Annotated in this window: 24 protein-coding genes and 1 pseudogene; 8 read left to right on the top strand and 17 right to left on the bottom strand. The window is 66.6% G+C overall.

All coding sequences use genetic code 11. From position 1 onward, the window contains the following. Window positions 1–5 precede the first annotated feature (5 nt). Together NOF53_RS13960 and NOF53_RS13955 are read right to left on the bottom strand one after the other, a co-directional pair. Window positions 6–665, bottom strand: coding sequence for a response regulator (locus NOF53_RS13960; RefSeq protein ID WP_255969265.1), 660 nt, complete (start codon window positions 663–665; stop codon window positions 6–8). Beyond that, on the bottom strand, window positions 662–1,969 hold the full coding sequence (locus NOF53_RS13955) for a sensor histidine kinase (protein ID WP_374212612.1): 1,308 nt from the start codon (window positions 1,967–1,969) through the stop codon (window positions 662–664). Before NOF53_RS13955 ends, NOF53_RS13960 begins: the two co-directional genes overlap by 4 nt. Before the next feature lie 194 nt (window positions 1,970–2,163). Between NOF53_RS13955 and NOF53_RS13950 the strand changes: the two genes are divergently transcribed. Beyond that, a complete protein-coding gene (locus NOF53_RS13950) occupies window positions 2,164–3,615 on the top strand; it encodes a PspC domain-containing protein (RefSeq protein WP_255969262.1) in 1,452 nt (483 codons plus the stop codon). Next, window positions 3,608–3,835 carry a hypothetical protein gene (locus NOF53_RS13945; RefSeq protein WP_255969260.1) on the top strand — a complete coding sequence of 76 codons (228 nt, stop codon included), beginning with the start codon at window positions 3,608–3,610 and terminating at the stop codon, window positions 3,833–3,835. The genes NOF53_RS13950 and NOF53_RS13945 overlap by 8 nt, the downstream gene beginning before the upstream one ends. A gap of 62 nt (window positions 3,836–3,897) precedes the next feature. On the opposite strand, the gene guaA is transcribed toward NOF53_RS13945, so the two are convergent. The 4 genes from guaA to guaB form a co-directional block, all read right to left on the bottom strand. Then, complete coding sequence (gene guaA, locus NOF53_RS13940) at window positions 3,898–5,469, bottom strand: glutamine-hydrolyzing GMP synthase (RefSeq protein ID WP_255969257.1); 1,572 nt, start codon at window positions 5,467–5,469, stop codon at window positions 3,898–3,900. A 64-nt stretch (window positions 5,470–5,533) separates the two neighbouring features. Further along, the gene (locus tag NOF53_RS13935; protein ID WP_255969254.1) at window positions 5,534–7,276 is read right to left on the bottom strand and encodes a GMC family oxidoreductase N-terminal domain-containing protein; all 1,743 of its coding nucleotides are present in this window, start codon (window positions 7,274–7,276) and stop codon (window positions 5,534–5,536) included. Between the two features lie 204 nt (window positions 7,277–7,480). Beyond that, window positions 7,481–8,620, bottom strand: coding sequence for a GuaB3 family IMP dehydrogenase-related protein (locus NOF53_RS13930; protein ID WP_255969251.1), 1,140 nt, complete (start codon window positions 8,618–8,620; stop codon window positions 7,481–7,483). Window positions 8,621–8,646: 26 nt separating this feature from the next. Beyond that, on the bottom strand, window positions 8,647–10,170 hold the full coding sequence (guaB, locus tag NOF53_RS13925) for an IMP dehydrogenase (RefSeq protein ID WP_255969248.1): 1,524 nt from the start codon (window positions 10,168–10,170) through the stop codon (window positions 8,647–8,649). Window positions 10,171–10,439: 269 nt separating this feature from the next. On the opposite strand from guaB, the gene NOF53_RS13920 reads away from it, so the two are divergent. Continuing rightward, complete coding sequence (locus NOF53_RS13920; protein ID WP_005239778.1) at window positions 10,440–10,844, top strand: DUF5319 domain-containing protein; 405 nt, start codon at window positions 10,440–10,442, stop codon at window positions 10,842–10,844. A gap of 83 nt (window positions 10,845–10,927) precedes the next feature. Here the strand turns inward: NOF53_RS13920 and NOF53_RS13915 are convergent, their stop codons facing one another. The 5 genes and pseudogenes from NOF53_RS13915 to NOF53_RS13895 form a co-directional block, all read right to left on the bottom strand. Next, a complete protein-coding gene (locus NOF53_RS13915) occupies window positions 10,928–11,938 on the bottom strand; it encodes an anti-sigma-D factor RsdA (protein WP_255969243.1) in 1,011 nt (336 codons plus the stop codon). Further along, on the bottom strand, window positions 11,922–12,500 hold the full coding sequence (locus NOF53_RS13910) for a sigma-70 family RNA polymerase sigma factor (RefSeq protein WP_109331498.1): 579 nt from the start codon (window positions 12,498–12,500) through the stop codon (window positions 11,922–11,924). Before NOF53_RS13910 ends, NOF53_RS13915 begins: the two co-directional genes overlap by 17 nt. Before the next feature lie 148 nt (window positions 12,501–12,648). Then, complete coding sequence (locus tag NOF53_RS13905; protein WP_255969239.1) at window positions 12,649–13,509, bottom strand: hypothetical protein; 861 nt, start codon at window positions 13,507–13,509, stop codon at window positions 12,649–12,651. A gap of 49 nt (window positions 13,510–13,558) precedes the next feature. Beyond that, the gene (locus tag NOF53_RS13900; RefSeq protein WP_255969478.1) at window positions 13,559–14,206 is read right to left on the bottom strand and encodes a transcriptional regulator; all 648 of its coding nucleotides are present in this window, start codon (window positions 14,204–14,206) and stop codon (window positions 13,559–13,561) included. A 120-nt stretch (window positions 14,207–14,326) separates the two neighbouring features. Beyond that, window positions 14,327–14,512: pseudogene (locus tag NOF53_RS13895) on the bottom strand (MerR family transcriptional regulator); the annotation flags it as partial. Between the two features lie 305 nt (window positions 14,513–14,817). Between NOF53_RS13895 and NOF53_RS13890 the strand changes: the two are divergent. The 3 genes from NOF53_RS13890 (at window position 14,818) to NOF53_RS13880 (ending at window position 16,651) form a co-directional block, all read left to right on the top strand. Next, window positions 14,818–15,111: a WhiB family transcriptional regulator gene (locus tag NOF53_RS13890; protein ID WP_005239766.1), complete on the top strand. Its 294-nt coding sequence runs from the start codon at window positions 14,818–14,820 to the stop codon at window positions 15,109–15,111. A 129-nt stretch (window positions 15,112–15,240) separates the two neighbouring features. After that, entirely contained in the window at window positions 15,241–15,909 is a 669-nt protein-coding gene (locus tag NOF53_RS13885; RefSeq protein ID WP_255969233.1) for a sigma-70 family RNA polymerase sigma factor, read from the top strand. Between the two features lies 1 nt (window position 15,910). Next, the gene (locus NOF53_RS13880; RefSeq protein ID WP_255969230.1) at window positions 15,911–16,651 is read left to right on the top strand and encodes an anti-sigma factor; all 741 of its coding nucleotides are present in this window, start codon (window positions 15,911–15,913) and stop codon (window positions 16,649–16,651) included. Window positions 16,652–16,764: 113 nt separating this feature from the next. Here NOF53_RS13880 and groL read toward each other — a convergent pair whose 3' ends face one another. Together groL and groES are read right to left on the bottom strand one after the other, a co-directional pair. Then, complete coding sequence (gene groL, locus NOF53_RS13875; protein WP_255969180.1) at window positions 16,765–18,375, bottom strand: chaperonin GroEL; 1,611 nt, start codon at window positions 18,373–18,375, stop codon at window positions 16,765–16,767. A 93-nt stretch (window positions 18,376–18,468) separates the two neighbouring features. Beyond that, window positions 18,469–18,768 (bottom strand): co-chaperone GroES, encoded by a 300-nt coding sequence (gene groES / locus NOF53_RS13870; RefSeq protein ID WP_003940763.1) that lies wholly within the window; start codon window positions 18,766–18,768, stop codon window positions 18,469–18,471. Window positions 18,769–18,994: 226 nt separating this feature from the next. On the opposite strand from groES, the gene NOF53_RS13865 reads away from it, so the two are divergent. Further along, window positions 18,995–20,713, top strand: a complete 1,719-nt coding sequence (locus NOF53_RS13865) for a TIGR03767 family metallophosphoesterase (protein WP_255969176.1) — start codon at window positions 18,995–18,997, stop codon at window positions 20,711–20,713. On the opposite strand, the gene NOF53_RS13860 is transcribed toward NOF53_RS13865, so the two are convergent. After that, the gene (locus NOF53_RS13860) at window positions 20,714–21,247 is read right to left on the bottom strand and encodes a potassium channel family protein (protein ID WP_255969173.1); all 534 of its coding nucleotides are present in this window, start codon (window positions 21,245–21,247) and stop codon (window positions 20,714–20,716) included. It lies immediately after the preceding gene. A 204-nt stretch (window positions 21,248–21,451) separates the two neighbouring features. On the opposite strand from NOF53_RS13860, the gene NOF53_RS13855 reads away from it, so the two are divergent. Then, window positions 21,452–23,026, top strand: coding sequence for a DUF7159 family protein (locus tag NOF53_RS13855; protein ID WP_255969170.1), 1,575 nt, complete (start codon window positions 21,452–21,454; stop codon window positions 23,024–23,026). Here NOF53_RS13855 and tsaD read toward each other — a convergent pair. From tsaD to tsaB, 3 genes are read right to left on the bottom strand one after another with little or no spacing between them, the layout of a single operon-like run. Further along, window positions 23,019–24,056 (bottom strand): tRNA (adenosine(37)-N6)-threonylcarbamoyltransferase complex transferase subunit TsaD, encoded by a 1,038-nt coding sequence (tsaD, locus tag NOF53_RS13850; RefSeq protein ID WP_255969168.1) that lies wholly within the window; start codon window positions 24,054–24,056, stop codon window positions 23,019–23,021. The genes NOF53_RS13855 and tsaD overlap by 8 nt on opposite strands. After that, window positions 24,053–24,532, bottom strand: coding sequence for a ribosomal protein S18-alanine N-acetyltransferase (gene rimI / locus NOF53_RS13845; protein ID WP_255969165.1), 480 nt, complete (start codon window positions 24,530–24,532; stop codon window positions 24,053–24,055). The genes tsaD and rimI overlap by 4 nt, the downstream gene beginning before the upstream one ends. Further along, window positions 24,529–25,188, bottom strand: a complete 660-nt coding sequence (tsaB, locus tag NOF53_RS13840) for a tRNA (adenosine(37)-N6)-threonylcarbamoyltransferase complex dimerization subunit type 1 TsaB (protein ID WP_255969162.1) — start codon at window positions 25,186–25,188, stop codon at window positions 24,529–24,531. The genes rimI and tsaB overlap by 4 nt, the downstream gene beginning before the upstream one ends. Window positions 25,189–25,209 lie beyond the last annotated feature (21 nt).

Genomic DNA, 25,209 nt, shown 5'->3' with positions numbered 1-25,209 from the left:
GCGCATCAGTCGATCCGGCGACGGTGCGCCCACCTGGTGAGCGCATTGCGGTTCGACTGCTGTGTCTTCCGCAGCACATTGGACGCATGGGTTTCCACGGTCTTCACCGAGATGACCAGTTCCTCGGCGATCTCGCGGTACGTGTACCCCCGCGCGAGTAGCCGCAGCACTTCCATTTCGCGTGGAGTCAGCGAATCGAGTTCCGGATCCAGCTGCGGTTCAGGGGCATTGGAGCGGCCAGTGAAGGAGTCCAGCACGAATCCGGCCAGCCTCGGGCTGAACACGGCGTCACCGCCGGCGACGCGCCGCACCCCGTCGGCCAACTCCCCACCCGAGATCGTCTTGGTCACGTAACCGCGCGCACCCGCCCGGATCACGGCGATCACATCCTCGGCAGCGTCGGACACACTCAACGCCAGGCACACCGGACCCGCCTCGATACCGCGCAGCACGGCGACACCACCGCCGTCGGGCATGTGGACATCGAGGAGGACGACGTGCGGGGCGGTGGCATTGATGCCCGACACGGCCTCCGCCACACCGCCGGCCTCCCCCACCACCTCCATGTCTGCTTCGCGTCCGAGTTCGGCGCGCACACCGGACCGGAAGACGGCGTGATCATCTACGAGAAAGACGCGATACGGCGGTGTTTCAGGCAAGCTCACTGTGGCTGTTCCTCGGCGTGGACGGTAGTGTCGTCCCACTCTAGGCCAGCGTCGTCCGCATCCTCGGGAGCTGCCGCCGCGGCCTTGGCATGGCCGTTTCGCGGCATCGAGATCCGGACCTCGGTGCCCTTGCCGGGCGCCGATCGCACGTCCACGTGCCCACCCCGGCGATCGATCCGCCCGTGGATCGACTTCGCCAATCCCTGCCGATCCGGCGGCACCTCGTCGATGTCGAATCCGACGCCACGGTCCCGGACGAACACACTGACCTGTTCGCGCTCCGCCTCGGCGAAGAGGTTGATGTCCGTCTCGCCGGAATGCTTGGCCGCGTTGACGAGCGCCTCCCGCGTCGCACCGAGCAGGGCGGTGAAGCTTTCCTTCGACAGTCCCTCGCCCGTCCCCTCCACATCGAGGGAGACGTCGCCCACCGTCACCGGCCGCACCGTCACGCCGTGCTGGTCCTCGACCTCACCGGCGATGATGCGCAGCGCCTCCGCGAGACTCGAATGGTCGGCGTCACCGCCTCCGAACAACCACTTGCGGAGTTCGCGTTCCTGTCCGCGCGCCAGCCGGGCCACCTCCTGCGGGTGATCTGCCTGCTTCTGGATCAGCGCCAGCGTCTGTAGGACCGAGTCGTGCAGATGCGAGGCGATCTCCTCACGTTCCTCGTTGCGAATCCTCGCGGCCCGTTCCGCCCCCAGGGCACGCCAGAGCCGCAGCCACAGTGGCACGGTCAGCAGGCCGGCGCCGACAAGCGTTACCACGACCGCCAGCAACGACGACCGCAGCGCCTCCAGATCGACCTGGGCGAGGATCACCACGCCCAGCCCGGAGACGATCAACGTCACGCCACCCAGCACCCGCGCCCAGGTGAGAACGGTGGGCCGCTGCGGCAACCCGATCACGGTGCGCGGGCCCTCCGAGTCGAATTCCCGCCACACCAACGCCGCACCCACCGCGACCACGACGATCGGCGCAATCACCGATCCCGCACGGCCACTGAACAACCACGACAACGCGGAGGCACCAGCCAATCCGATGGCGATCAGGCCGATGGCCCTGCGTCGTTCCGATGCACTGGGCTTCTCCGTGTCGGCACCCGCCGACGTGAAGATCCACAGAAGTCCGTACGCGACAATTCCGGCACCGGCGAGCGCCGCAAGGGCAGCGAACACGACGCGTACCTTCAACACGTCGACACCCAGCTGATCGGCGATACCGCCCGCGACACCGCCGACGACCCGACCCGCGGCCCGGCGTTCGAGCCGCGGCATCGGCACCTCCCCCGACGGTACCGGCGGCATCAGCGGGGCACCGCCGCTCTGCGCAGAGGGCACGGCATTGGACACAGATTGCACATATTCGATACTGGCACGATCACCCCGCCCAGGCATCAGGGTCCAACCCTGACTTCGCGAGGCGGCGCGGCCCACCCCGAGCGGAAAGATCAGGGTAGTTCCCGATGTACGCGCGCTTGGTCGGCCGCAACGATGGTCATATGAGCAATGGGAGTTTCCAAGAGCAGATGCAGGATCTGTGGCGGACCAGACCGGTGCGGTTGCCCGGGCGAGGTCATGTCGCCGGTGTCTGTGCGGGAATCGGATACCGCTACGGCGTCGATCCCGTACTGATACGAGTCGCCTTCGTCGTGTCGACCATCTTCGGCGGCGCCGGTGTACTCCTCTACCTCGTGTGCTGGCTCGGTCTGACCAAATCCGGTGACCCGGCCTCGCCCGCCGAGTCACTCGTCGGCCGCGGCCACAGCTCGGATTCCGGCACCAAGACCGTGGTCCTCCTCGTCGCTCTCGCCATCGCCGCCAGCACGGTCGGCCCCTTCGGTGTCGGACTCGGCGGGTCCGGACTGATCAGCATGGCGTTGATGCTCGGCGGACTGTGGTTGCTGTACCAACGGCAACCGGTGCCGCCGCCGCTCCCCGCCGGTGCCACACCGGGTGTCGGAACCGGCTATCCGGGGACGAACTACGCGCCCGGCCCGTTCGGTGGCAACCCGTTCGGCACCGACCCGTACGGCGGGAGTGGCTACGGCGGTAGCGCGTACGGTGCCGGCTCGCACCCCACCTACAGTCCGTACACGAAGCTTCCCGACGCATACACCCCGAGTAGCACGGCCCCCGCCGCTGACAGTGCGGCGCCCACGAACACGCCACCCCCCACGGAACCTGCTGCGAGCGAGCAGAAGACCGTGTCGTTCGAGAAGTCTCCGGCACCGGACCCGCACAGTTTCGCGCCTTCGGCACCGTTCGCTCCACTCGAACCGCGTCCGCCGGCCTGGGATCCGCTCGGGGTGGCACCCTTCGCGTGGGATCTGCCCGAACCGGCCGGAACCACCACACCGGCCGTGGCACCCGGCCGTCGGCACTCCCGCCTGACCACCATGGTCATCGGACTCGCGATCCTCGCAGCAGCCGCGGCGACGGCCGCGTCGGTCGCCACCGGATCGGAATGGCTCAACCCGGGCCGTATCGGTGCAGTCGCACTCGCCGTGATCGGCACAGGCCTCGTCATCGGAAGTTTTCTCCGCAAGGGCTACGGTCTACTCGTCGTCGCCGGACCGTTGGTGGGATTCGTCGTCCTGGCCTCGCTCGTCGGCTCACTGAACTTCGACGGACGCACCATGGGCGAAAAAATATGGGAGCCCACGTCGGCAGCCGACCTGCAACCCGAATACTCCGGCGGTTTCGGAAGCTTCACTCTCGACCTCCGGAATGTCGAGCTCACCGAAGACAAGACGGTGACCGTGAACGGAAACGGTGAGGTCGTGGTGATCGTGCCGCCGAACATGAACGTCCGCAACGACTGCACGGTTCAGTTCGGTGATACCCAGTGCCTGCCAGACGGTCTTGACGGCGGAGCGGACGGAACAGAAGGACACGTACTGAACCTCGACGTGAATGCCCAGTTCGGAAGTGTGGAGGTGCATCGTGGATGAATTCGACGACACACAGGAGACCGGTACCACCACCTCACGGACACGACCGTCCCCGCTCCTGCTCCTGGCAGGTCTGGCAGCGCTGCTCGTGAGCGGCTGGGCCCTCGTCGGCCCTTTCTCGCTCGAACCCCTCGCGAACGTCGAATTCCGCTGGCTGTTCGTCATCGTCGCCGTGGTGGTCGGTGCAGTCCTCGTCTTCGCACCGAATCGGAAGAGATAGAGCCAGGTACACGACAGCGCGGTGGGCGGGTTCTCGGACTCGCCCACCGCGCTGTCAGTGCGTCACTCCCACTCGATGGTGCCTGGCGGTTTGCTGGTGATGTCGAGCACCACTCGGTTGACGTCGTGTACCTCATTGGTGATGCGGGTGGAGATGCGCTCGAGCACCTCGTAAGGCACTCGCGTCCAGTCCGCCGTCATCGCGTCTTCACTCGACACAGGCCGCAACACGATCGGGTGGCCGTACGTCCGTCCGTCGCCCTGCACGCCTACACTGCGGACGTCGGCCAGCAGCACCACCGGGCACTGCCAGATCAGCTTGTCCAGTCCCGCGACCGTCAGCTCTTCGCGGGCAATGGAATCAGCGTGGCGCAAGATCTCGAGACGTTCCTCGGTGACCTCGCCGATGATGCGGATACCGAGCCCGGGTCCGGGGAACGGCTGGCGTCCCACGATCTCCTCGGGCAGGCCCAGCTCGCGGCCGACTGCACGCACCTCGTCCTTGAACAGCAACCGGAGCGGTTCGACGAGCGTGAACTGCAGATCCTCCGGCAACCCGCCCACATTGTGGTGGCTCTTGATGTTGGCCGTGCCGGTGCCGCCGCCCGACTCCACCACATCCGGGTAGAGCGTGCCCTGCACGAGGAAGTCGACGGTGTCACCGTGTGCGGCGTTCTCGCCCAGCACGTCACTGACCGCGCCCTCGAAGCTGCGGATGAACTCACGGCCGATGATCTTGCGCTTGGTTTCCGGATCGGATACCCCGGCGAGGGCGTCGAGAAAGGTGTCCGCGGCATCGACGGTGATCAGCTTCGCGCCCGTCGCGGCCACGAAGTCCTGTTCCACCTGCACTCGTTCGCCGGCACGCATCAGACCGTGATCGACGAACACACAGGTCAGACGGTCGCCGATTGCGCGCTGCACGAGCGCCGCCGCCACTGCGGAGTCGACGCCACCGGACAACCCACAGATCGCCTTACCGTCCCCGACCTGCTCGCGTACCTGCTCGATCAACGCATCGGCAATGTTCGCGGCAGTCCACGTCGGCGGAATATTCGCGATCTCGTGCAGGAACCGGCTGAGCACCTGCTGGCCGTGCGGCGAATGCAGGACCTCGGGGTGGTACTGCACCCCCGCGAGTTTGCGGGCCCGGTCCTCGAACGCGGCCACGGGGGCGCCCTCACTGGTTGCGGTCACCTCGAAGCCTTCCGGCGCTTCGGTGACGGCATCCCCGTGACTCATCCACACCGGGTGGTTCTTCGGCAGTCCGTCGTGCAACAAGCCGCCCTGCACCGTCATGTCGGTGCGGCCGTACTCGCGAGTCCCCGTGTGCGCCACCGTGCCACCGAGAGCGCCGGCCATGGCCTGGAATCCGTAACAGATTCCGAACACCGGGACGTCCAGATCGAACAACGCCGGATCGAGCTGCGGCGCACCCTCGGCGTACACGCTCGACGGCCCACCCGACAGCACCACGGCGAGAGGGTTCTTCGCCGCGATCTCCTCGACGGTCGCGGTGTGCGGAACCACCTCGGAGTAGACCTTCGCCTCACGCACCCGCCGGGCGATCAGCTGCGCGTACTGCGCGCCGAAGTCGACGACGAGGACCGGTCTCTGTTGCTCGATATCTGTCACCGGGTCAGTCTAATCGGCGCAGCTCTGTGGTCTGCGCGACCCCTTGACCCGGTCCTCTCGGGTCCTATGCAACGCCGTGCTTCTGCGCGTCGGGCACCACAGCGCTGTTGCGGATCTCGACGATCGGCAGCATCAGGGCTGCGGGCGCGTCGGCGGGAACCACCGGCGCGGTCGGCGGCACCGGGTTCAGCCGGCGGTATCCCTCGCCCTGGGCGGGACGCAAATCCTGCTCGCCCTTGTTCGGCCACAGCGATGCTGCGCGCTCGGCCTGCGCCGAGATGGTCAGTGACGGATTGACCCCCAAATTCGCGGACACGGCGGCGCCGTCCACCACGCTCAGTGTCGGGTATCCCCACACGCGGTGATACGGGTCGATGACTCCGTGCTCGGGGTCCGAGGCGATCGTGCAACCGCCGAGGAAGTGCGCTGTGAGTGGGATGTTGAACACGTCGCCCCACGTGCCGCCCGCGCGACCGTCGATCTTCTCCGCGATGCGCCGCGTGGCCTCGTTGCCCGCAGGAATCCAGCTCGGGTTCGGCTCGCCGTGACCCTGCTTGCTCGTGAACTTGCGGCGCCCGAACAGGCCCTTCTTGGTGTACGTCGTGATGGAGTTGTCGAGGTTCTGCATCACCAGCGCAATGACGGTGCGCTCACTCCACCGGTACGGGGTGAGCACCTTGAGCGCCTTCGGGTCCTTTGCAAGCTCCCGGAGGAAGGTCATCCACCGTCGGCCGCCGCCGTCGGTCAGCAGCGTCTGCAGCAGTGCCATCGAGTTCGAGCCCTTGCCGTAGCGCACCGGCTCGACATGGGTGTCCGAAGTGGGGTGGAACGAAGACGTGATGGCGACGCCCTTGGTCAGCTCCAGCGCGGGATCGACCTTGTTCTTGGCCGCGCCGAGAATCGATTCGGAGTTGGTGCGCGTCAGCACACCCAGTTGATCGGAGATCTTCGGGAGTGCGCCCGTCTCCTTCTGGTCGAACAGCAGGTGCTGCGTACCCCACGTTCCGGCGGCCAGCACGACGTTCGCGGCGGTGTAGGTCTTGCGCTTGCGATTCTTGATCGGCCCGGTGCGCCGGGTGAAGACATCCCAGGTGCCGTCCGCCGCCTCCCGCAGTCCGGTGACCGTCGTCATCGGGATGATTTCGGCGCCCGCCTTCTCGGCGAGACCGAGGTAGTTCTTCAGCAGGGTGTTCTTGGCACCGTGCCGGCAGCCGGTCATGCATTCACCGCATTCGATGCACCCGGTGCGGTCGGGGCCCACGCCGCCGAAGTACGGGTCGGGCACCGTCTTGCCCGCCTCACCGAAGAACACGCCGACCGGGGTCTGGATGAACGTGTCACCCGCACCCATGTCCTCGGCCACCGATTTGATGATTTCGTCGGCAGGCGTCATATGCGGGTTCTGCACCACGCCGAGCATCTTCCGGGCCTGGTCGTAGTACGGGCTGAGCTCGTCGTACCAGTCGGTGATGTGCGCCCACTGCCGGTCCTGGAAGAACGAGGCGGGCGGCTTGTACAGCGTGTTGGCGTAATTGAGGGATCCGCCCCCTACGCCGGCGCCCGCCAGGATGAGGCAGTCGCGCAGGAGATGAACCCGCTGGATGCCGAAGAGACCCAGCGCAGGTGCCCAGAGGAACTTCTTCAGGTCCCAGCTGGTCTTGGCGAAATCGGCGTCGGCATAGCGACGGCCGGCTTCCACGATGCCGACCTTGTACCCCTTCTCCACCAGCCGGAGCGCGGTGACACTGCCACCGAATCCGGACCCGACGATGAGAACGTCGTACTCCGTCGCGCGCTGCTTCTTCATCCTCAGACCTCCACCGAACCTGGGTTATTACTCGCCAGTATGCACCCTTGTGTTGTGACAGCTGCCACAAGGGTTACCTAACTGTAACGCTTGGTATCAGGAACGGCTGCGGCACCCGCAGAAGAACATCGCCCAATGCCATATCGGTGCTGTCGGGCACCGATACGGCATTGGGCGATGAAGAGATGAAACGAACAGGAGGGCTCAGGCGCGGACCGTCAAACCCACCTTCTGGAACTCCTTGAGATCCGAGTAACCCGACTTCGCCATGGACCTGCGCAGGCCGCCGACGAAGTTCAGCGAACCGTACGGATCGTCGGACGGGCCGGCGAGGACCCGATCGAGCGAGGGTCGTTCCCCGAAGGACACCGGCAGCATCGTGCCGCGGGGAACCGACGGATGGGCCGCTGCCGACGGCCAGTACCAGCCGCCACCCGGAGCTTCCGCCGCGACCGCGAGCGGTGCACCGAGCACCGCGGCGTCCGCACCGCAGGCGATGGCCTTGGCGAGGTCGCCCGAAGACGTGATGTCACCGTCCGCGATGACGTGGACGTAGCGCCCACCCGTCTCGTCGAGGTAGTCACGTCGAGCGGCGGCGGCGTCGGCGATGGCGGTAGCCATGGGCAGGCCGATACCGAGGACCTCACCGGTGGTGGTCGCCCCCTCTGTGGAGCCGTACCCGACGATGACACCCGCCGCACCCGTGCGCATCAGATGCAGCGCGGTTCGGTGATCACTCACTCCACCTGCCACGACCGGAACGTCGAGTTCGGAGATGAAGGTCTTCAGGTTCAGTGGTTCGCTGTCGCCGTGGGCGACGTGCTCGGCGGAGATGATCGTTCCGTGGACGACGAGCAAGTCGATCCCGGCCTCGATCAGATGCGGAGTCAGCGCCCGCGCGTTCTGCGGGCTGACCCGCACAGCGGTGGTGACCCCCGAGTCACGAACCTGCGCCACCGCGGCCGCGAGGAGGTTCGGCTGCAGCGGTGCCGCGTGCAACTCCTGCAGCTTCCTGATGGGAACCTCGACATCGACGTCCGATTCCGCGAGTGCGACGAGCTCCGCGAGTTTCGCCTCGACATCGGGGTGGCGTCCCCACAGTCCTTCACCGTTGATGACACCGAGACCACCGCGCTTGCCCAGCTCGATCGCGAACGCGGGCGACACCAGCGCGTCGGTAGGGTGCGCCAGCACCGGAATGTCGAAGCGGTACGCATCGAGCTGCCAGGACGTGGACACCTCCTTGGACGAGCGGGTCCGCCTGGAGGGGACGATGTCGATGTCGTCCAGCTCATAGGTTCGTCGGGCTGTTCGGCCCATGCCGATCTCAACGAGGTCGCGCACGCGCGCCCCTTTCTCGTGACTGGTTGCTAGCGAGCGGTGTAGTTGGGAGCTTCCACCGTCATGGTGATGTCGTGCGGGTGGCTTTCCTTCAGACCCGCCGCGGTGATCTGCACGAACTGTGCGTTCTGCAGCTCCTCGATGGTCGACGCTCCCGTGTAACCCATGGCGGCCCGGAGACCACCGGTGAGCTGATGAGTGACCTGGGACAGGGGGCCGCGGAACGCGACCCGCCCCTCGATGCCCTCGGGAACCAACTTGTCCTCGGACAGCACATCGTCCTGGAAGTAGCGGTCCTTCGAGTACGACTTGGCGGCGCCGCGACTCTGCATGGCGCCGAGGGAACCCATCCCCCGGTAGCTCTTGAACTGCTTGCCGTTCACGAGGATCAGCTCACCCGGCGACTCCGCGGTGCCGGCGAGGAGCGACCCGAGCATCGCTGTCGACGCGCCCGCGGCGAGAGCCTTCGCGATGTCGCCGGAGAACTGGAGTCCGCCGTCCGCGATGACCGGGACACCGTGTGATTTCGCCGCCGCCACGGCCTCGAGGATCGCGGTGATCTGCGGGGCTCCGACACCGGCGATCACGCGGGTGGTGCAGATCGAGCCGGGGCCGACACCGACCTTGACGGCGTCCACGCCCGCCTCGATGAGTGCGGCGGCGCCGCTCCGGGTGGCGACGTTGCCACCGATGATCTGGACGCGCTCGTCCACTTCGGCTTTGAGCTTCGAGATCATGTCCAGCACGCCGGCGGAGTGCCCGTGCGCACTGTCGACGACCAGAACGTCGACTCCGGCGTCGGTGAGGGCCATCGCCCGGCTCCACGCCTCGTCGCCGACACCCACCGCCGCACCGACCAGCAGGCGCCCGTCGCGGTCCTTGGTGGCATCGGGATGTTGTTCCGTCTTCACGAAGTCTTTGACCGTGATGAGGCCGGTGAGCTTGCCCTGGCCGTCCACGATCGGGAGCTTTTCGATCTTGTGGCGACGGAGCAGACCCAGTGCCACCTCTGCCGTCACGCCCTCCTGGGCGGTGATCAGCGGCGCCTTGGTCATGACCTCGGACACCGCACGGTTCTGATCGACTTCGAAACGCATGTCACGGTTCGTGATGATGCCGACGAGCTGACCGGCGCCATCCGTGACCGGAAGTCCGGAGATGCGGAAGCGCGCGCACTTGGCGTCGACCTCGGCGAGGGTGTCGGACGGCTTGCACGTGACCGGATCGGTGACCATGCCCGCCTCGGACCGCTTGACCGTCTCGACCTGCCCGGCCTGGGCGTCGATGGACAGGTTGCGGTGCAGGACGCCCATACCGCCCGCGCGGGCCATGGCGATGGCCATCCGCGCCTCGGTGACGGTGTCCATCGCGGAACTGACGAGAGGGACCCGCAGTCTGATGTCACGAGTCAGCTGGCTGGACGTATCGACCTGGCCAGGGATGACGTTCGACGCCGCCGGCAACAGCAGGACGTCGTCGTACGTGAGACCCAGCATCGCGACCTTGTTCGGGTCGTCACCGCCGGTGTGTACATGCCCTGCTGAACTGGTCATGCGGTTCGGGCCCTCCATGGAACTCGGATGTCAGCGCCGGTAGCGCCGTCTGTGGATGGTCGGAGCATCGATCCTGTAGGTGATCGGGTCGACGCTCCGGTGGAAATTTCGGGAATGCGGATACAGACAGAAAGTGCGGAGCAACGATCGATATTCCCAGCTCCGTAAACCATGGTATCGGCTCGCCGTGATCCCCATGCGAGCCCACCCACGCTGGGCCTACGCCGAACGGCTGGCGCAGACCGGCCTGACCTGCGTACCGTGGTGCTGTGCGCGATCAACTGCCTCCCGGTCTGCCCCCGGACCCCTTTGCCGGCGACCCCGCCGACCCGTCCGCAGCTCTCGATGCGATCGAACCAGGCCAGCCACTCGACCCCCACGAGCGACTCGCTGTGGAGGAAGACCTGGCCGACCTCGCCGTCTATGAGGCTCTGCTGGCCCATCGCGGGATCCGTGGCCTCGTCGTGTGCTGTGAAGACTGCCAGCAGGATCACTATCACGACTGGGACATGCTCCGTGCCAATCTCCTCCAGCTTCTGGTGGACGGCACCGTCCGGCCACACGAGCCCGCCTACGACCCGACACCCGAGGCGTACGTCACCTGGGACTACTGCCGCGGCTATGCGGACGCCTCGATGAACGACGCTCTGCACGGTGACGGCTTCGACGCCTGACCCGAATCACCCGTACACGCAGCTGTGGCCCGACACTCGAAGTGTCGGGCCACAGTCGTGTGCGCCGGTAACGGCGCACCATGTCAGCTGGTGGGGGGCGGAGGCACCGGGGAGATGGTCGTTGTGGGCAGCGGCGCCGTCGACTGCTGCTGCTGCTGCGTCGGGGGCTCCGTACTCGGAAGGTCCGACGGCAACGTGGGAACCAGCATGATCGTGGGATCGACCGTGGAGGGGAGCGGCGTCGCCGGCTGCGGCTGTTGGGGCAACTGCGGCAACGGGATCGCGGGGAGCCCCGGCAGCTGGAGATCGGTGGTGGGCAGATTACCCCCGGGAGACGGCTCGACGCCCGGCAAGGTGGTGCCCGGCGTTCCGGGTACCGATGTAGGCAGCTGACTGGCCTGGATGGGCGCGTCCGTGGTGGTCGTGCCGGGTGCGGGCGCCTGCGCAGTCGTGGTGGGCGCAATCTCTGCGAGCTGGGCGGCGAGCTTTGCGCGCCACACCTCGAGTTGGCGCCGCTGGTCGGCATCGCGGATACCACCGGCGCGGTCGGCCGCGTGCTCGAGCATGTTCTTGGCGGACTCGGCGTCGCCGGCCGCGAGCATGCGTTCGGCTTGCTCGAGCTGTGACGTGGTGTCGATCTGCGCCACCGTCGAGTCGGCCTGCTGACTGAAGACCACCGATTTGACGCTCCACAGCGGATCGCCCGGTTCGGCGTTGTAGGAGAAAATGGTGGCGCCACCCATCACGACGGCGATCGCTGCGGCAGCGCCCGCGATCGGCCGGAGAAGCCGCAGTTTGCCGCGGGCGGCACTCCGGGCATCGCGAGCGTTCGCCGTGTCCATGGCCGCGATGACGTCGTCGAGCAACGGCCCGTCCGGCATCGGTGTCGCGACGATATCGGCGCGCCAATTCGCGAGCAGGAGTGCCAGCTCGTATTGCTCCGGCGAATCCGTCGCAACAGGACCACCACCGGCGATTGCGTCGATCAGTGCATCGTCACGGCGCACTGCCGCAACGTCCACTGGTGCGTCGCCGCCTGGGAGATCGGCATCGGGATTGCCGATCTGCTTGTTTCCCCTAGCCAAACCTCTCACCTGCCTTAGTCACTTCTTTTTTCAGTTTCGCGATAGCTCGGTGTTGAGCTACGCGGACAGCTCCCGCGGTGCTACCCACGGCCGCAGCCGTCTCCTCTGCCGACATACCGACCACGAGGCGGAGGATCAAGATCTCCCGGTGCTTCTCCGGCAGCGTGCTGAGCAGGTCGTTCATCTGCCTACTCGCTTCCGAATCGAGCGCCCTCTGTTCGGGTCCGTCATCGTTGGCTACGACATCTGGTACTTCGGCTACCGGTTCCGATTTGTTACGTGCGGAGTTCCGATGCGCGTCTGCGACCTTGTGTGCGGCGATCCCGTAGACGAATGCCATGAACGGCCGCCCCTGGTCCTCGTAGCGAGGTAAGGCGGTCATCACAGCCAGGCACACTTCCTGTGCCACGTCATCCGCGGAGAGTTGTCCCCTCTCCGCAGCACCGACCCTGGCTCTGCAGTAACGCACAACCAGGGGCCGAATATTTTCCAGGACCAGAGCTAAAGCGGCCCGGTCGCCCTGCGTTGCAGCGGCGACAGCGGAGTCCAACTCCTCGCTCGTATTAGTCATCGTCGGTGAATATCCTGGCGTTACAGTGGCACCTCCCCCGATGGGTGTGCTCCCGCTCTCAGCGGAACACTTAAAGGGTAACGGTGCGGACCGAGCGGTATTCGGCCGGATTCGCCTGAAAGCGCCGCTGGACGTCCGACCAGGACCGTCACGTTCGGAAGTGTCCGCCGCGCGCCGCGACCATCGCCTCACACTCCTCGCGCACCTGCTGTGCGCGCCGATCGCCGGTCAGGCCGGCCAGCAACATGGCCGCGGCCCACTTCAGGGGTATCAGACCATGCCTTTCGCACCCGTCGAGTACCTCGGCGGCGAGCTGCGCGGCCGGTTCCGTATCGGGCTCCCCCGTCATCGAGGCGCTGCGGAGCAGTTCGGATTTCAGGTGGTGGCGGACCGAGCCTGCGACCGCCGAAATTTCTGCCGCGGCCACGGCGTGGCGGCGTGCCGACGGAAAATCAGCGCCAGCCAGGAAGAGCTCGGCGCTGACCCAGTGCCGCCGAACCTGCTGCCGCCACAGGCCCTCGGCGCCGGTGACGCCTCGGCCGCTGAGCTCCCCTGCGAGTTGCTCTCCACAACGATCGAGCAGACGCCATCCCAGAGCCAGGCGCCCGCATCCCAGCGCATCGGCGGCGAGGCCGGTGAGTGCATCGCATCGCGCAGCCCGCACGAGCACGCTCTCCGCTGCTCGATCGGCAGGGCCGGCACCGACGAGGGCGAGCGCCCGGCCGTCGAGCCCGGACGCGGCTCGGTGATTTCCCAGCTGCCGCAGCAGCGAGGCCTGCGTGCTCCAGGCCAGCGAAACGACCTCGGGACCGGCCTGCCGGTCGCGCGTGATGTCCGCAAGTTCTGCTCGCGCCCGGCTGTAGCGCCCCTGACCGCCCAGCGCCACCGCCCGCATCCACCGCTCGACCGGACGAGTGGCCGGCGGCAGCGGATGCCGTCCCGGATCGGCGCCGAACGCTGCGGAGGTCAAGGTCGGCGTGCTGCCGGCGGGGCGGTTACGGGTGGACACGACCGCATCATGTCATCACTGCAACACCTCACCGCTTGCGCGCAGGCAGTCAGATGAGTGCGACGACGGCGTCGACGGCGTCGCCAAGTCGACCGACGGCCTTCACCGAGCGGGGCAGGTGCGCTGCCGCCGCCCCGGGCCCGGCCGCCAGCAATGCAAGACCACTTCGACGGCGGCGGATGGCGCGCGCGAGGGCCGGCACGTCGCAGTGGCCCTGCGGCAGCCAGAGCACGATCACGTCGGGTCCCGCGTTGGTCACTGATGCGAGTAGTGCCGTGCGGACCGCCGGCCTTGCGATCCGGACATCCACCGACGCCGTGGCCAGCGCTGCACCGAGCGCCCGGAGTGCGAGGTCGTGCGCAATCAGTGGCCCGGGATCATCGCAGTCTGGAGGGACGTCCACGAGAAGCACCCGCCCGCCGACGGCGATCGGCGCGTCGAGCGTCATCGTCGACAGGATGCCCGCTACGCATTCGGCGAATACACGGCAGTTCACCGCGGCGGCTGCCGAGTTCCGCCCCTCGTCCGCCCACTCGAGGACCGGGACGACGAGCCCCTCCCACACGGTCGTCAATCCTCGCTCGGCTGCGGCGCGGGCGATGATGCGCCGGACCGTGACGACGTCGCGGGCGATCAAGGCACTCGACAAGTTCCGCACCGCGGGATCGGTGTCTTCGAGGCCGGAAAGAGTGGGCAAAAAGTGCGGCGAGTTTGTTTCTCCTTCGTTTACAGAGTTGTCACCCAGAATTTGCGGAGACGGCCCTCGCTCCCATTCTGATAAATGTGTATCCATTGCGTTAATCGCATATCTCGCCGCCTCGGCCGAGCTGGCCCCCTCCTCTAGTGCCTGCTGCATACACTCGAGTCGGGCCACATCACGCGAGGTGTACCGGCGGTGCCTGCCATGCGCATGCGCGGACGGCCCGATGCCATAACGCCGGTCCCAGGTACGCAGTGTCGACGGTGCCACTCCCAGCCTTCTGGCCAGGGCCGACACCGACATCGTCGGCTCCCCGCCGAAGGGACCGTGAGGGAGCTGAGCATCGGACTCCGCGGGCTGAGGCACCCCGCCATCGTTACCTGTGACCTATGGTCTTTCAACCCGAAACCGAATCACGGACCGGCCGGAATGTAAAGATTTTCCAGGTTAACTTTCAGTTTGTGGGATATGTAAATTCCCACTGTGAACAACTATTGACGCGATTTCGGAAACGACTCTACGGTTAGCGACGTGAAAGATTAGTGGCTTGAACATCGAGCCCACGGTCCGCTCGCCGCCCGAGGCGAGCTTGCAGCTAAGGAGTCCATATGCCTGCACCCAATCACCTTCCCGGTCCCAACGCTGATATCTGGGATTGGCAGATGCACGGACTGTGCCGCGGAGTCGACTCCTCGATGTTCTTCCATCCCGATGGCGAGCGTGGACGAGCGCGAGCACAGCGCGAGACGCGCGCCAAGGAGATGTGCCGACGCTGCCCTGTTCTCGCACAATGCCGCAACCATGCGCTGAGCGTGTCCGAGCCGTACGGAATCTGGGGAGGAATGTCCGAGACCGAGCGTGAAATGCATGCGCGACACCGCCGCGGGCGTATCGCGGTCTGACGCGCCGGGCGGACCTGTACTCGGAAACCCTCGTCCACGGACGAGGGTTTCCGTGCATCGCACCCACCCATCACCCATCCACAGCGACGCGGTCTCCGAATGCCTACCGGCTGGAGGAGATGACCGGACATGCACGCTACCGTGGTGCTCGATGAAGCGAGACGAGCGTTCGTGACCCACAACGAGGGCACCTCACCGGCCGAGGATCTGTGCCCTGTGGGCTCGGCCGATGCCGCTACAGCACGTGCCACGGAACACGCGGAACTCCGCGACGCGATGGTGCGCGTCGCTCGAGCCGACGCCGAGGCCTTCGCGGAGGTCTACGACCGCACGAGCGCCCGCGTCCACGGAATGGTTCTGCGTGTGCTGCGTGATCCCGGATACGCGGAGGAGACAACACAGGAAGTGTTCCTCCAGGCGTGGAACACTGCGTCGAACTTCGACCCGGATCGCGGTTCCGTGGTGTCCTGGCTGATGACGCTTGCCCACCGCCGAGCGGTCGACCGCGTGCGGTCCGAGCAAGCGGGCACCGCCCGCCGAGCGCTCTACGAGAGCGCCTCCGTACCGGGGCCGTTCGACCAGGTCACCGAAGAAGTCACCCGCCGGCTCGAGCAGCAATCTGTACTCGCCTGCCTCGACACTCTCACGGCCACGCAACGCGAGTCGGTCGCGATGGCGTACTACGACGGACGCACCTACCGGGAGGTGGCTGCCCAACTGGGCGTCGCTCTCTCCACGGTCAAGACCCGTATACGTGACGGGTTGACGCGTCTTCGGGGATGCCTGGGAGGTCAATGAGATGAACGACGAACTTCTGGCCATGGTGTATCCGTATGCACTCGACGCGCTCGACGACCACGAACGCCGCGAACTCGACGCCCAGCTCGCCGCCGCCGACAAGGACACCCGAGCGGCGTTCGCCGCCGAGACGCGGGCCATCCGCGAAACATTCGCCGTGGTCAGCGAGGTCGGCGCCGTCGCCCCGCCAACTCGGCTACGGGCCCGGTTGCTCGGACAGCTCGGACAGCTCGGACAGGGCTCACCGCAGGACGCGCACGAGCCGGTGAGCCTCGACCACCACCGCAGCCGCCGGCGCCGCTGGCAGGTCGCTGTCGCCGCCGCCGCTGCGGTCGGGATACTCGCGGGCGGAACCGTCATCGCCCGCCAACTCACGCAGGGCCCCGACCCCACGGTGGCCGAGGAGGTACTCCAGGCGCAGGACTTGCGGTCGTCGAGCACGCCCATCCCCGGGGGCGGCTCGGCAACGGCCAACTACTCCAAGTCCGAGAACGCCGTGGTGCTCGTCATGAACGACGTTGTGCCGCCCGCCGCCGACAGCGTCTATCAGATGTGGTTGCTGCCCGAGTCCGGGGACGCACCGGTCCCAGCCGGGACCATGACGCCCGACGACGTGCTGCCGACCACCACCGTCGTCCTCGACGACGTCGGGTCGATGGCGAAGCTGGCCTTCACCGTGGAGCCGCCCGGGGGCTCACCACAGCCGACGTCGAACCCGTTCGCCGTGCTCGCGCTGAGCTGAGCAGAGCGGCTGGGCGCGAACACCGGTCCTATATGAAAACCCCCGTGCGGAAGATCCGCACGGGGGTTTCGTCAGACGAAGGGTGACGACATCGATCGGTCGCGGCTACTGCCCTAGTGGCTGTGTCCGTGACCGGTCTGCTCGTGCTGCTCTTCGGGCTTCTCGACCACAGCGCTCTCGGTCGTGAGGATCATCCGCGCAACCGACGCCGCGTTGACGACAGCGGAGCGGGTGACCTTGACGGGGTCGACGACGCCGTCGGCGAGCAGGTCACCGTAGGTGAGGGTCGCGGCGTTGAAACCGTGCCCCTTGGGCTGCTCGGCCACCTTGCTGGTGACGACGGAACCGTCGAGACCAGCGTTGCTGGCGATCCAGTACAGCGGCGCCTGCAGGGCGTCGCGCACAACCTTGACGCCCGTAGCCTCGTCCCCGGTCAGACCGAGGTTGTCGGCCAGCTCGGTGCTCGCCTGCACCAGGGCGGATCCGCCGCCGGGGACGATGCCCTCGGCGACAGCAGCCTTGGCCGCGTTGACAGCGTCCTCGACGCGGAACTTACGTTCCTTGAGGTCCGTCTCGGTTGCGGCACCCACCTTGATGACCGCGACACCGCCGGCCAGCTTCGCCAGACGCTCTTCGAGTTTCTCGCGATCCCAGTCGGAATCGGTGTTCTCGATCTCGCGGCGCAGCTGCGCGACGCGGCCCTTGATGTCGGCGTCGGTACCGGCGCCGTCGACGATCGTGGTCTCGTCCTTACTGACCACGACGCGGCGGGCACTGCCGAGGAGGTCCAGTCCGGCCTCCTTGAGGCTCAGGCCGACCTCGGAGTTGATGACGGTACCGCCGGTGACGATGGCGAGATCGTCGAGGAAAGCCTTACGACGGTCACCGAAGAACGGCGCCTTCACCGCGACGGCCTTGATCGTCTTCCGGATGGAGTTGACCACGAGGGTCGAGAGGACCTCGCCCTCGACATCCTCGGCGATGATGAGAAGCGGCTTGCCGCTCTCGGCAACCTTCTCCAGCAGCGGCAGGAAGTCGGGCAGCGACGTGATCTTCTCGCGGTACAGCAGCACGAGCGCGTCCTCGTACACGGCCTTCTGTGCATCGAGGTCCGTGACGAAGTACGGCGACAGGTAGCCCTTGTCGAACTGGACGCCTTCGGTGATCACGAGCTCGGTTGCGAGGCTGGAGGATTCCTCCACCGTCACGACACCGTCCGTGCCCACGCGGGTCAGCGCCTCGCCGACCAGTTCGCCGATCTCTTCGTCGCGCGAGGAGACGGTAGCGACCTGGGCGATGGACTTCTTGCCCTCGACCGGGGTGGCCGCCGCGAGCAGCGCCTCGACGACCTTGTCGGCGGCGGCGTTGATGCCGATTCCGAGTGCCATCGGGTTGGCACCGGCGGCGATGTTCTTCAGACCGCCGCGAACGATGGCCTGAGCCAGCACCGTAGCGGTGGTGGTGCCGTCGCCCGCGACGTCGTTGGTCTTGGTGGCGACACTCTTGACCAGCTGCGCGCCGAGGTTCTCGAAGGGATCCTCGAGGTCGATTTCCCGCGCGATGCTGACGCCGTCGTTGGTGACGGTGGGGCCACCGAAGGCCTTCGCCAGTACTACGTGGCGGCCACGCGGACCCAAGGTCACCTTGACAGCGTCGGCCAGTTTGTCGACCCCGCGCTCGAGAGACCGGCGCGCGGTCTCGTTGAACTCAATCTGCTTGGACATGTGTTCCGTCTTCTCCTGGATTTCAGGGTTCTGCGCGTGAACGCACTCCGCCCCGGGATCCTGTGGGGACTCCGGGGCGGATCACGTATGGCCTTACTTGGAGACGACAGCCAGCACGTCGCGTGCCGACAGGATCAGGTATTCCTGACCGGCGTACTTGATCTCGGTTCCGCCGTACTTGGAGTAGATGACGGTGTCACCCTCCTTGACGTCGACCGGGATGCGGTTGCCCTGCTCGTTGACGCGGCCTTCGCCGACTGCGACGACGGTGCCCTCCTGGGGCTTCTCCTTGGCCGTGTCGGGGATGACCAGGCCGGAGGCAGTCGTCGTCTCAGCCTCGTTGGCCTGGACGAGGATCTTGTCCTCGAGCGGCTTGATGTTGACGCTCGCCACGATGAGCCCTCCACTTTGGGGTATCTGGGTCCGAGGACATCCTCGGACACCTGTTTGAGTGTTCCGTTTACGGCACTTCACACAGCCCCGTCGTCGCGGGTGCCGGAGCTCGATCGGCGCCACTTGGCACTCTATACGTGAGAGTGCCAACGCTCAAGGAGGGGGCCGACAGATCATGCCGAGTCGAATCGCGCGCTCTGGACGGGTTGTCACCTAAGGTCGTCTGGTGTCTGACATCAACCGGCGTACCTTCCTCACCCTTGCCGGACTCGGCGCCATCGGAGCAGTGGGCATCGGCGGGCGTCCGTGGGGCCTGCAGTACGCAGGAGCCGCGCCCCTACCCACGTCCGGAGCAGGCACCACGCTCGAAGCGACGGCCGTGCCCTTGGGAACGTCGGGATACCGCAGGCTCGGTGCGGGTCCCGGCTGGCCGACGATCGTCCGCACCGAACTCGCCGAGGCCCGGAACGGCCGGGAAGACCGCCGCACGGCGATCGCGTCCCTGGTGCAGCTCACGGATGTCCATCTCGTCGATGCCCAATCCCCGGTCCGGTTCGAATATGTCCACCCCTTCACGGGTTCCGCGTTCCGTCCGCAGGAAACCCTCTCGGCGCAAGGGCTCGTCGCCCTCGTTCAGCGCGTCAATGCTCTCGCCGCCGGCCCCCACACCCAGCGGCCGTTCGACGCGGTCGTGAGCACCGGCGACAACACCGACAACAAAGAGCTCGCCGAGTTGAACTGGTTTCTCACAGCGCTCAACGGCGGCACCATCGTCCCCAACACCGGCGCCCCCGACCGCTACGAAGGTGTGCAGAACTCGGGTGCGGATCTGTACTGGAATCCGGAATCCCCCCTCCAGGACATATACAAGAAAGCAGGCTTCCCCGAAATTCCGGGCCTGCTCGGCGCGGCAATCGACCCCGTCACCAGCCCCGGACTTCGCACGCCGTGGTATTGCGTCTTCGGCAATCACGAAGACGCCGTCGAAGGGACTGTGCCCAGTGGTATCCCACCGCTCGAGGCCATGTACACGGGTTCGCTGAAGTTCGAGGTTCCGGGATCGCCCGACCAGGCGAAGGCGGTCGACATCGCGACGAAGTTCGACCCGGGCGCCATCGCCGGCGCGCTCTCCGCCTTCACGACGGCACCGCGGGTGGTCACTCCCGATCCGGCGCGTGCCCCGTTCACGCCACGCCAGTTCATTGCCGCACATCTGGACCCGGCCAACACCGGCCCCGGACCAGTGGGCCACGGATTCGCCCCCGACGCAGGCGACACGGGAATCGGCTACTACGCGTTCGACATCGCTCCCGGTGTGATCGGTATCAGCATGGATTCCACCAACCGCGCCGGTTTCGTGGACGGCTCTCTCGGGGCCGCGCAGTTCCGCTGGATCGAGGAAACGCTGCTTGCCGGGAGCGGCGTGTACTACGACACCGCGGGCGCCCGGGTGTCGCAGTCGCGTTCGGACACCTGGTTCGTCCTTTTCAGCCACCACACGAGCACCACCATGGACAATCTCGTCCCGGACCCGGCCGTTCCGGCCGAACCACGCATTCCGGCTTCACAATTGGTGAGCCTGCTCCATCGCTTCCCGAACGTGCTCGCCTGGGTCAACGGCCACACCCACGAGAACCGGATCACCCCCTGGGCCGGACCCACACCGGAACAGTCGTTCTGGGAGGTCAATACCGCCTCGCACATCGATTTCCCGCAGCACGGGCGGATTCTCGAAGTCGTAGACAATGCCGACGGTACGGTGTCGATCCTCACGACGTTGTTCGAAGCCGACAGCCCGTATTCCGTCGAGTACACGGATCTGTCTCCGCTCGGACTCGCCTCCCTCTATCGGGAACTGTCCTTCAACGACATTCACACCGATCCCGTCCGGCTCGGTGCATCCCTCGACCACAACGTGGAACTGTTACTGATCTCAGGTCGTTAGTCATCTGCGCCCACGGGACCAGCCGACGGCGGCCGTCACCACGCGGATACCTACGCCGATGAGAAACAGATTTCCGACGATCTGAACACTGACGACGACGCGCGACGGATCGCTCGTCGCCGTGATGTCCCCGAAGCCCACGGTCGAGAACACTGTCAACGAGAAGTACAGAGCGTCGACCCGGCTGAGCGGTTCGGAGAAGTAGGCGGCCTCGTTCTGGGACATCAGGCTGTATCCGGCGGCGAATCCGAGCAGGTAGACCGGAAGAATCAGGGCCAGCGCCTCGATCGCCTGCAGTACAGGCACGTCGGACCGCAGAATTTGCCGAAGTTGCCAGGCGGCGACCAGCAGCACGACGAGCAGTCCGCCCGCGAGCAGGACGACCGCGGATATGCCGTCGATCGAGGTCCACGGCAGCACGAAGTAGGCCACCGCGCAGAGCACGACCGTCAAGGCCGGACGCACGAGTCCGCGGCGCAGCAGGCGGCGACGGTCGCGCGGGTCGAGATTGCGAAACTCGCTGGCATTTCCCATGAAATTCCTTCGGGCAACCGTGCAGGTGAGAGCAGATATCGAGCGCCATCCTCGTCTCGGCAGCCCGAAACTCGAGAGCGAAAGCCGTGAGTTTTCTGTAACGTTCGGATAACGGTCGCCGATTCATGGGGCAGGGATGCTCTTCGTGGAAGGCGTCCCGACGAACAGCAGATCACGGCGCGACAAGTGGGAGGGGGTGTGGGAATGAATATGTCCTTGGGCATGTCCACCGGGGCGGCGGGTGTCGGTTCCGCCCTCGTCACCACCGACTCCAACGGCTCGCACAGCGTCGAATTCCGGTATCTGTCGGCCGACGAGGCTCACACCGATCTCGGTGACCTCGTCCGCTCCTCGATTTCCCTCATGACCACCCAGGTGCCTGCCCACCCCACCACCCCGGACGCGTTCGCCGTCACGTACCGCACTCCGGAACAGGCGCATTCGATCCGGAGTGCAGTCAGCAGGCAACGGCATCGCGTCCATCTGGTCCCGGAAGTCGCTGCGACTCTCACGTATCTACGCCACACAGGTGAGATCGCCCAGCACGCGACGGTCGCCATCGTCGACTTCGGTGAGTCCGGCTTGTCGGTCTCGGTGGTCGATCAGGTGGACGGCACGGTGCTGCACGCCGACCGCACCGCTCATGTGAGCGGCGGCACGATCGACGACCTCGTGTTCGAGTACGCCGTCGCCAGTCTCGCCACTCCGCATCACCTGCGATACCTGGATCGCGAACTGCTCTCGGCGCGTTGCCGCGTCGCGAAGGAGCAGCTGTCGACAGACCTGAATGCCACGGTCGACGTCGAGTTCCGAGGGATGGCACCGACCCGGATCAGTCGCAGCGCGTTCGAAGGCTTCGCCGCGCCGACGATTCGTGTCGCGGTCGAATTCATCCGATCCACCATCGCCGACTCGCCACGAGCGCCGGAAGCCATTGCGCTCGTAGGTGGCGGCGCCAACATTCCTGCGTTGCGGGCGGCCGTGCGCAGGGCCTTCACCGCCCGTGTCATTGCCGTCCCCGAACCGGAATCCGCGACGGCCAAAGGCGCCGCACTGCTCGCCGTGTCGAAGGCGATCGAGCAGTATCCGCCCACGGAGTCGACTCGGCCGAGTTCGACCGCAAAGGTGTCCGGCGCACTCGTCGGTGCGCTGGTGGTGGGCGGATTAGTACTGGGATACGGAGTGCGTGAACTCGCTCCTGCGCCGGACCCCAACGTCGCGCCCGCAGGAAGCGACACCTTTCACACCTCTCAGCAGCACACGCCCAGTACAGAGACAGACACGCCGGCTGCCACGCGAATCCCGTCGCACGATCCCACACCGACATCGGACTTCACGCCCAACCAGGTTGTGCCCACCACGTCGTCGCCGGGATGGGATCGGAGCTCTGCCCGCATGCCCGATTCGACGACGGGCGCTACACCTCCCACGACGACACCACACACGCCGACCACCAGTGCCGCGCCCACGCCCCGGCCTCCCACCGATCCGACCCAGCCGAATTGGCCGCACATCGAATGGCCTGCCATTCCCCCACTGTGGCCGCAGGTTCCCGGCGAGTCGACTCCGAATCAGCCGAGCCCGGCTGTGCCCTCGCCAGGTGAGGGCGCGCCGCTTCCACCGCCGCCCGGCGAGAGCTTGCCGCTGCCACCGGTCGGTGACGGCGCCGCGATTCCACCGGCCAGTGACGGCACGGAAGCGATACCGGTCGTCCCGGCGCCGATCCCGGTGGCGCCGGCCCCTGACTTCGCGCCCCCGGGTGCCTTTTCCGTCAGGTGAATACCTGGCTTGTCGCGACCGAGAGGCCCGGATCGCTCGCCACGGTGAGAAGTGACGGGGCTGCACCCCCCGCGATGACGTGCGCTCCCAGCGAAGCGATCATGACCCCGTTGTCGGTACACAGTCGCGGCTTCGGCACGCGAAGCGTGAGACCTGCTTCGGCGCACCGTTCCTCGGCGAGCGATCGGATGCGCGAGTTGGCGGTGGCACCACCGCCGAGTACCAACGTGGCCACGCCGACGTCGCGAGCTGCGCGTACCGCCTTCATGGTGAGGACGTCAGCCACGGCTTCCTGAAAGCTGGCGGCGATGTCGGGTACCGAATAATTCTCGCCGGCACGCTCCTTCGACTCCACATACCGTGCGACCGCGGTTTTGAGGCCGGAAAAGGAGAAGTCGTGCCGGGCGTCTTTGGGTCCGGTCATCCCGCGCGGAAAGGGAATCGCATTGCGATCGCCGTGCTGTGCTGCCGCGTCGAGGGCGGGTCCACCGGGAAATCCGAGTCCGAGGAGGCGGGCAACCTTGTCGAAGGCCTCTCCCGCCGCGTCGTCCACGGTGGTGCCGAGTTCGGTGATCGGCTTCGCGAGATCCTCGACGTGCAATAGGTGGGTATGTCCGCCCGACACCAGCAACGCGACGCACGGCGGCATCGGTCCGTGTTCGAGGGTGTCCACCGCTACATGCCCCCCCAGGTGGTTCACCGCATAGAACGGGATATCCCAGGCCGCTGCGTAGGCTTTCGCCGCGGCGACGCCGACCAGCAGAGCCCCGGCGAGTCCGGGACCGATGGTGACGGCGAGTGCGTCCGGCTTGCCGATTCCCGCTGCGGTGAGCGCACGCCGCATCGTCGGGACGATTGCTTCCAGATGCGCGCGGGACGCGACTTCGGGCACCACCCCGCCGTAACGGGCGTGCTGGTCGACGCTGGAGGCCACCTCGTCGGCGAGGAGCTCACACGTGCCGTCGCCGTTCCACCGGACGATACCGACTCCGGTTTCGTCACACGAACTTTCGACACCCATGACGATCATTGCACCGGCTCCTCACCCGCTCCGGCGCGGCGCATGGTGTACGCGTCCGCGCCGCTCGGTTGGTAGTACTGCTTTCGAGTTCCCACTATGTCGAATCCTTCACGCCGGTACAGCGCGATCGCCGCGTCGTTATCGGTCCGCACTTCGAGAAACACCGGTCCTCCCCGCGCATCGGCCACCCGGAGAATTTCGCCCAGAAGCGCTCCGCCGATCCCCCGGCGCATGTACTGCGGGTCCGTCCCGATCGTGTGCACTTCCGCTTCGGGATGAGAGGCGTTGCCGAGCAGGGCCAGTCCGGCATATCCGACCACGCGGCGGGTGTCGGTGCGCGCCACCACGTAGCGAACATGCGGCGCAGCCAACTCGGCCCGGAAAGCGGCTGCACTCCAGGGGCCGTCGCCGGCGAACAACAGACGCTCGAGCTCCGCACACCGCTCGGCATCCGCGTCGACCATAGGTTCGATGTAAAACGTCACTTCGGACGGTCCGCCAATTCGACCGCATCCGGTCGTCGCAGATAGAGCGGAACGAGCGGCTCCGGCGCTTGCCCGCCGACCAACATCGATGCAGCGACTTCGACCAGGCCTGCGGGCGAGGGTGTTTCGACGGGTTCGACCGGAAGGTCGAAGAAGTCGACGTGCGATGGCGATCCCGCGACGACCTCGGACGGCATCGGCTCGAGTTCGCGAGGCTTGATCACGCCAGGGCCTTCCACGCGCCGGCCCGCCGAGTATCGGGCCCAGTAGACCTCGCGGCGACGCGCGTCGGTGACGACGAGCAAATTCCGGTCACCACGCACCTGCGCGGCAATCGCATCGAGGCTGCACACTCCATATACCGGTATGCCCAGGGCGTCACCGAACGCGGCGGCGGTGGCCATTCCGACCCGCAGGCCGGTGAACGGCCCCGGGCCTGCCCCGACCACGATCGCGTCGAGATCCGCCGGCCCGTGACCCGACTCGGTGATGCACTCCAGGATGTGTGGGGTGAGGACCTCCGCGTGTGCGCGCGGGTTGACTGTCACGCGCACCGCGAGTGTGTCCACCGCGTCGGCGGGCGCGGACCCTGCCGAGAAGCGGACGAGTCCGGCAGTCACGGCGGGTGTGGACGTATCGATGGCGAGAACAAGCACGGTATCTGAGGGTACTCGCAC

The organism is Rhodococcus tibetensis (assembly GCF_024438035.1).
GTDB classification, from domain to species: Bacteria; Actinomycetota; Actinomycetes; order Mycobacteriales; family Mycobacteriaceae; genus Rhodococcus_F; species Rhodococcus_F tibetensis.
This window is presented reverse-complemented; position numbering and strand designations above follow the sequence as displayed.

Bases quoted from the DNA above. Each gene is read 5' to 3' on its own strand.
- NOF53_RS13880 (WP_255969230.1), top strand. From the start codon at position 15,911: ATGAACGACGAACTTCTGGCCATGGTGTATCCGTATGCACTCGACGCG.
- NOF53_RS13855 (WP_255969170.1), top strand. From the start codon at position 21,452: ATGAATATGTCCTTGGGCATGTCCACCGGGGCGGCGGGTGTCGGTTCC.
- groL (WP_255969180.1), bottom strand. From the start codon at position 18,375: ATGTCCAAGCAGATTGAGTTCAACGAGACCGCGCGCCGGTCTCTCGAG.
- NOF53_RS13950 (WP_255969262.1), top strand. From the start codon at position 2,164: ATGAGCAATGGGAGTTTCCAAGAGCAGATGCAGGATCTGTGGCGGACC.
- NOF53_RS13860 (WP_255969173.1), bottom strand. From the start codon at position 21,247: ATGGGAAATGCCAGCGAGTTTCGCAATCTCGACCCGCGCGACCGTCGC.
- NOF53_RS13955 (WP_374212612.1), bottom strand. From the start codon at position 1,969: ATGCCGCCGGTACCGTCGGGGGAGGTGCCGATGCCGCGGCTCGAACGC.
- guaB (WP_255969248.1), bottom strand. From the start codon at position 10,170: ATGACCAGTTCAGCAGGGCATGTACACACCGGCGGTGACGACCCGAAC.
- NOF53_RS13890 (WP_005239766.1), top strand. From the start codon at position 14,818: ATGCCTGCACCCAATCACCTTCCCGGTCCCAACGCTGATATCTGGGAT.
- NOF53_RS13935 (WP_255969254.1), bottom strand. From the start codon at position 7,276: ATGAAGAAGCAGCGCGCGACGGAGTACGACGTTCTCATCGTCGGGTCC.
- tsaD (WP_255969168.1), bottom strand. From the start codon at position 24,056: ATGATCGTCATGGGTGTCGAAAGTTCGTGTGACGAAACCGGAGTCGGT.
- NOF53_RS13885 (WP_255969233.1), top strand. From the start codon at position 15,241: ATGCACGCTACCGTGGTGCTCGATGAAGCGAGACGAGCGTTCGTGACC.
- NOF53_RS13910 (WP_109331498.1), bottom strand. From the start codon at position 12,500: ATGACTAATACGAGCGAGGAGTTGGACTCCGCTGTCGCCGCTGCAACG.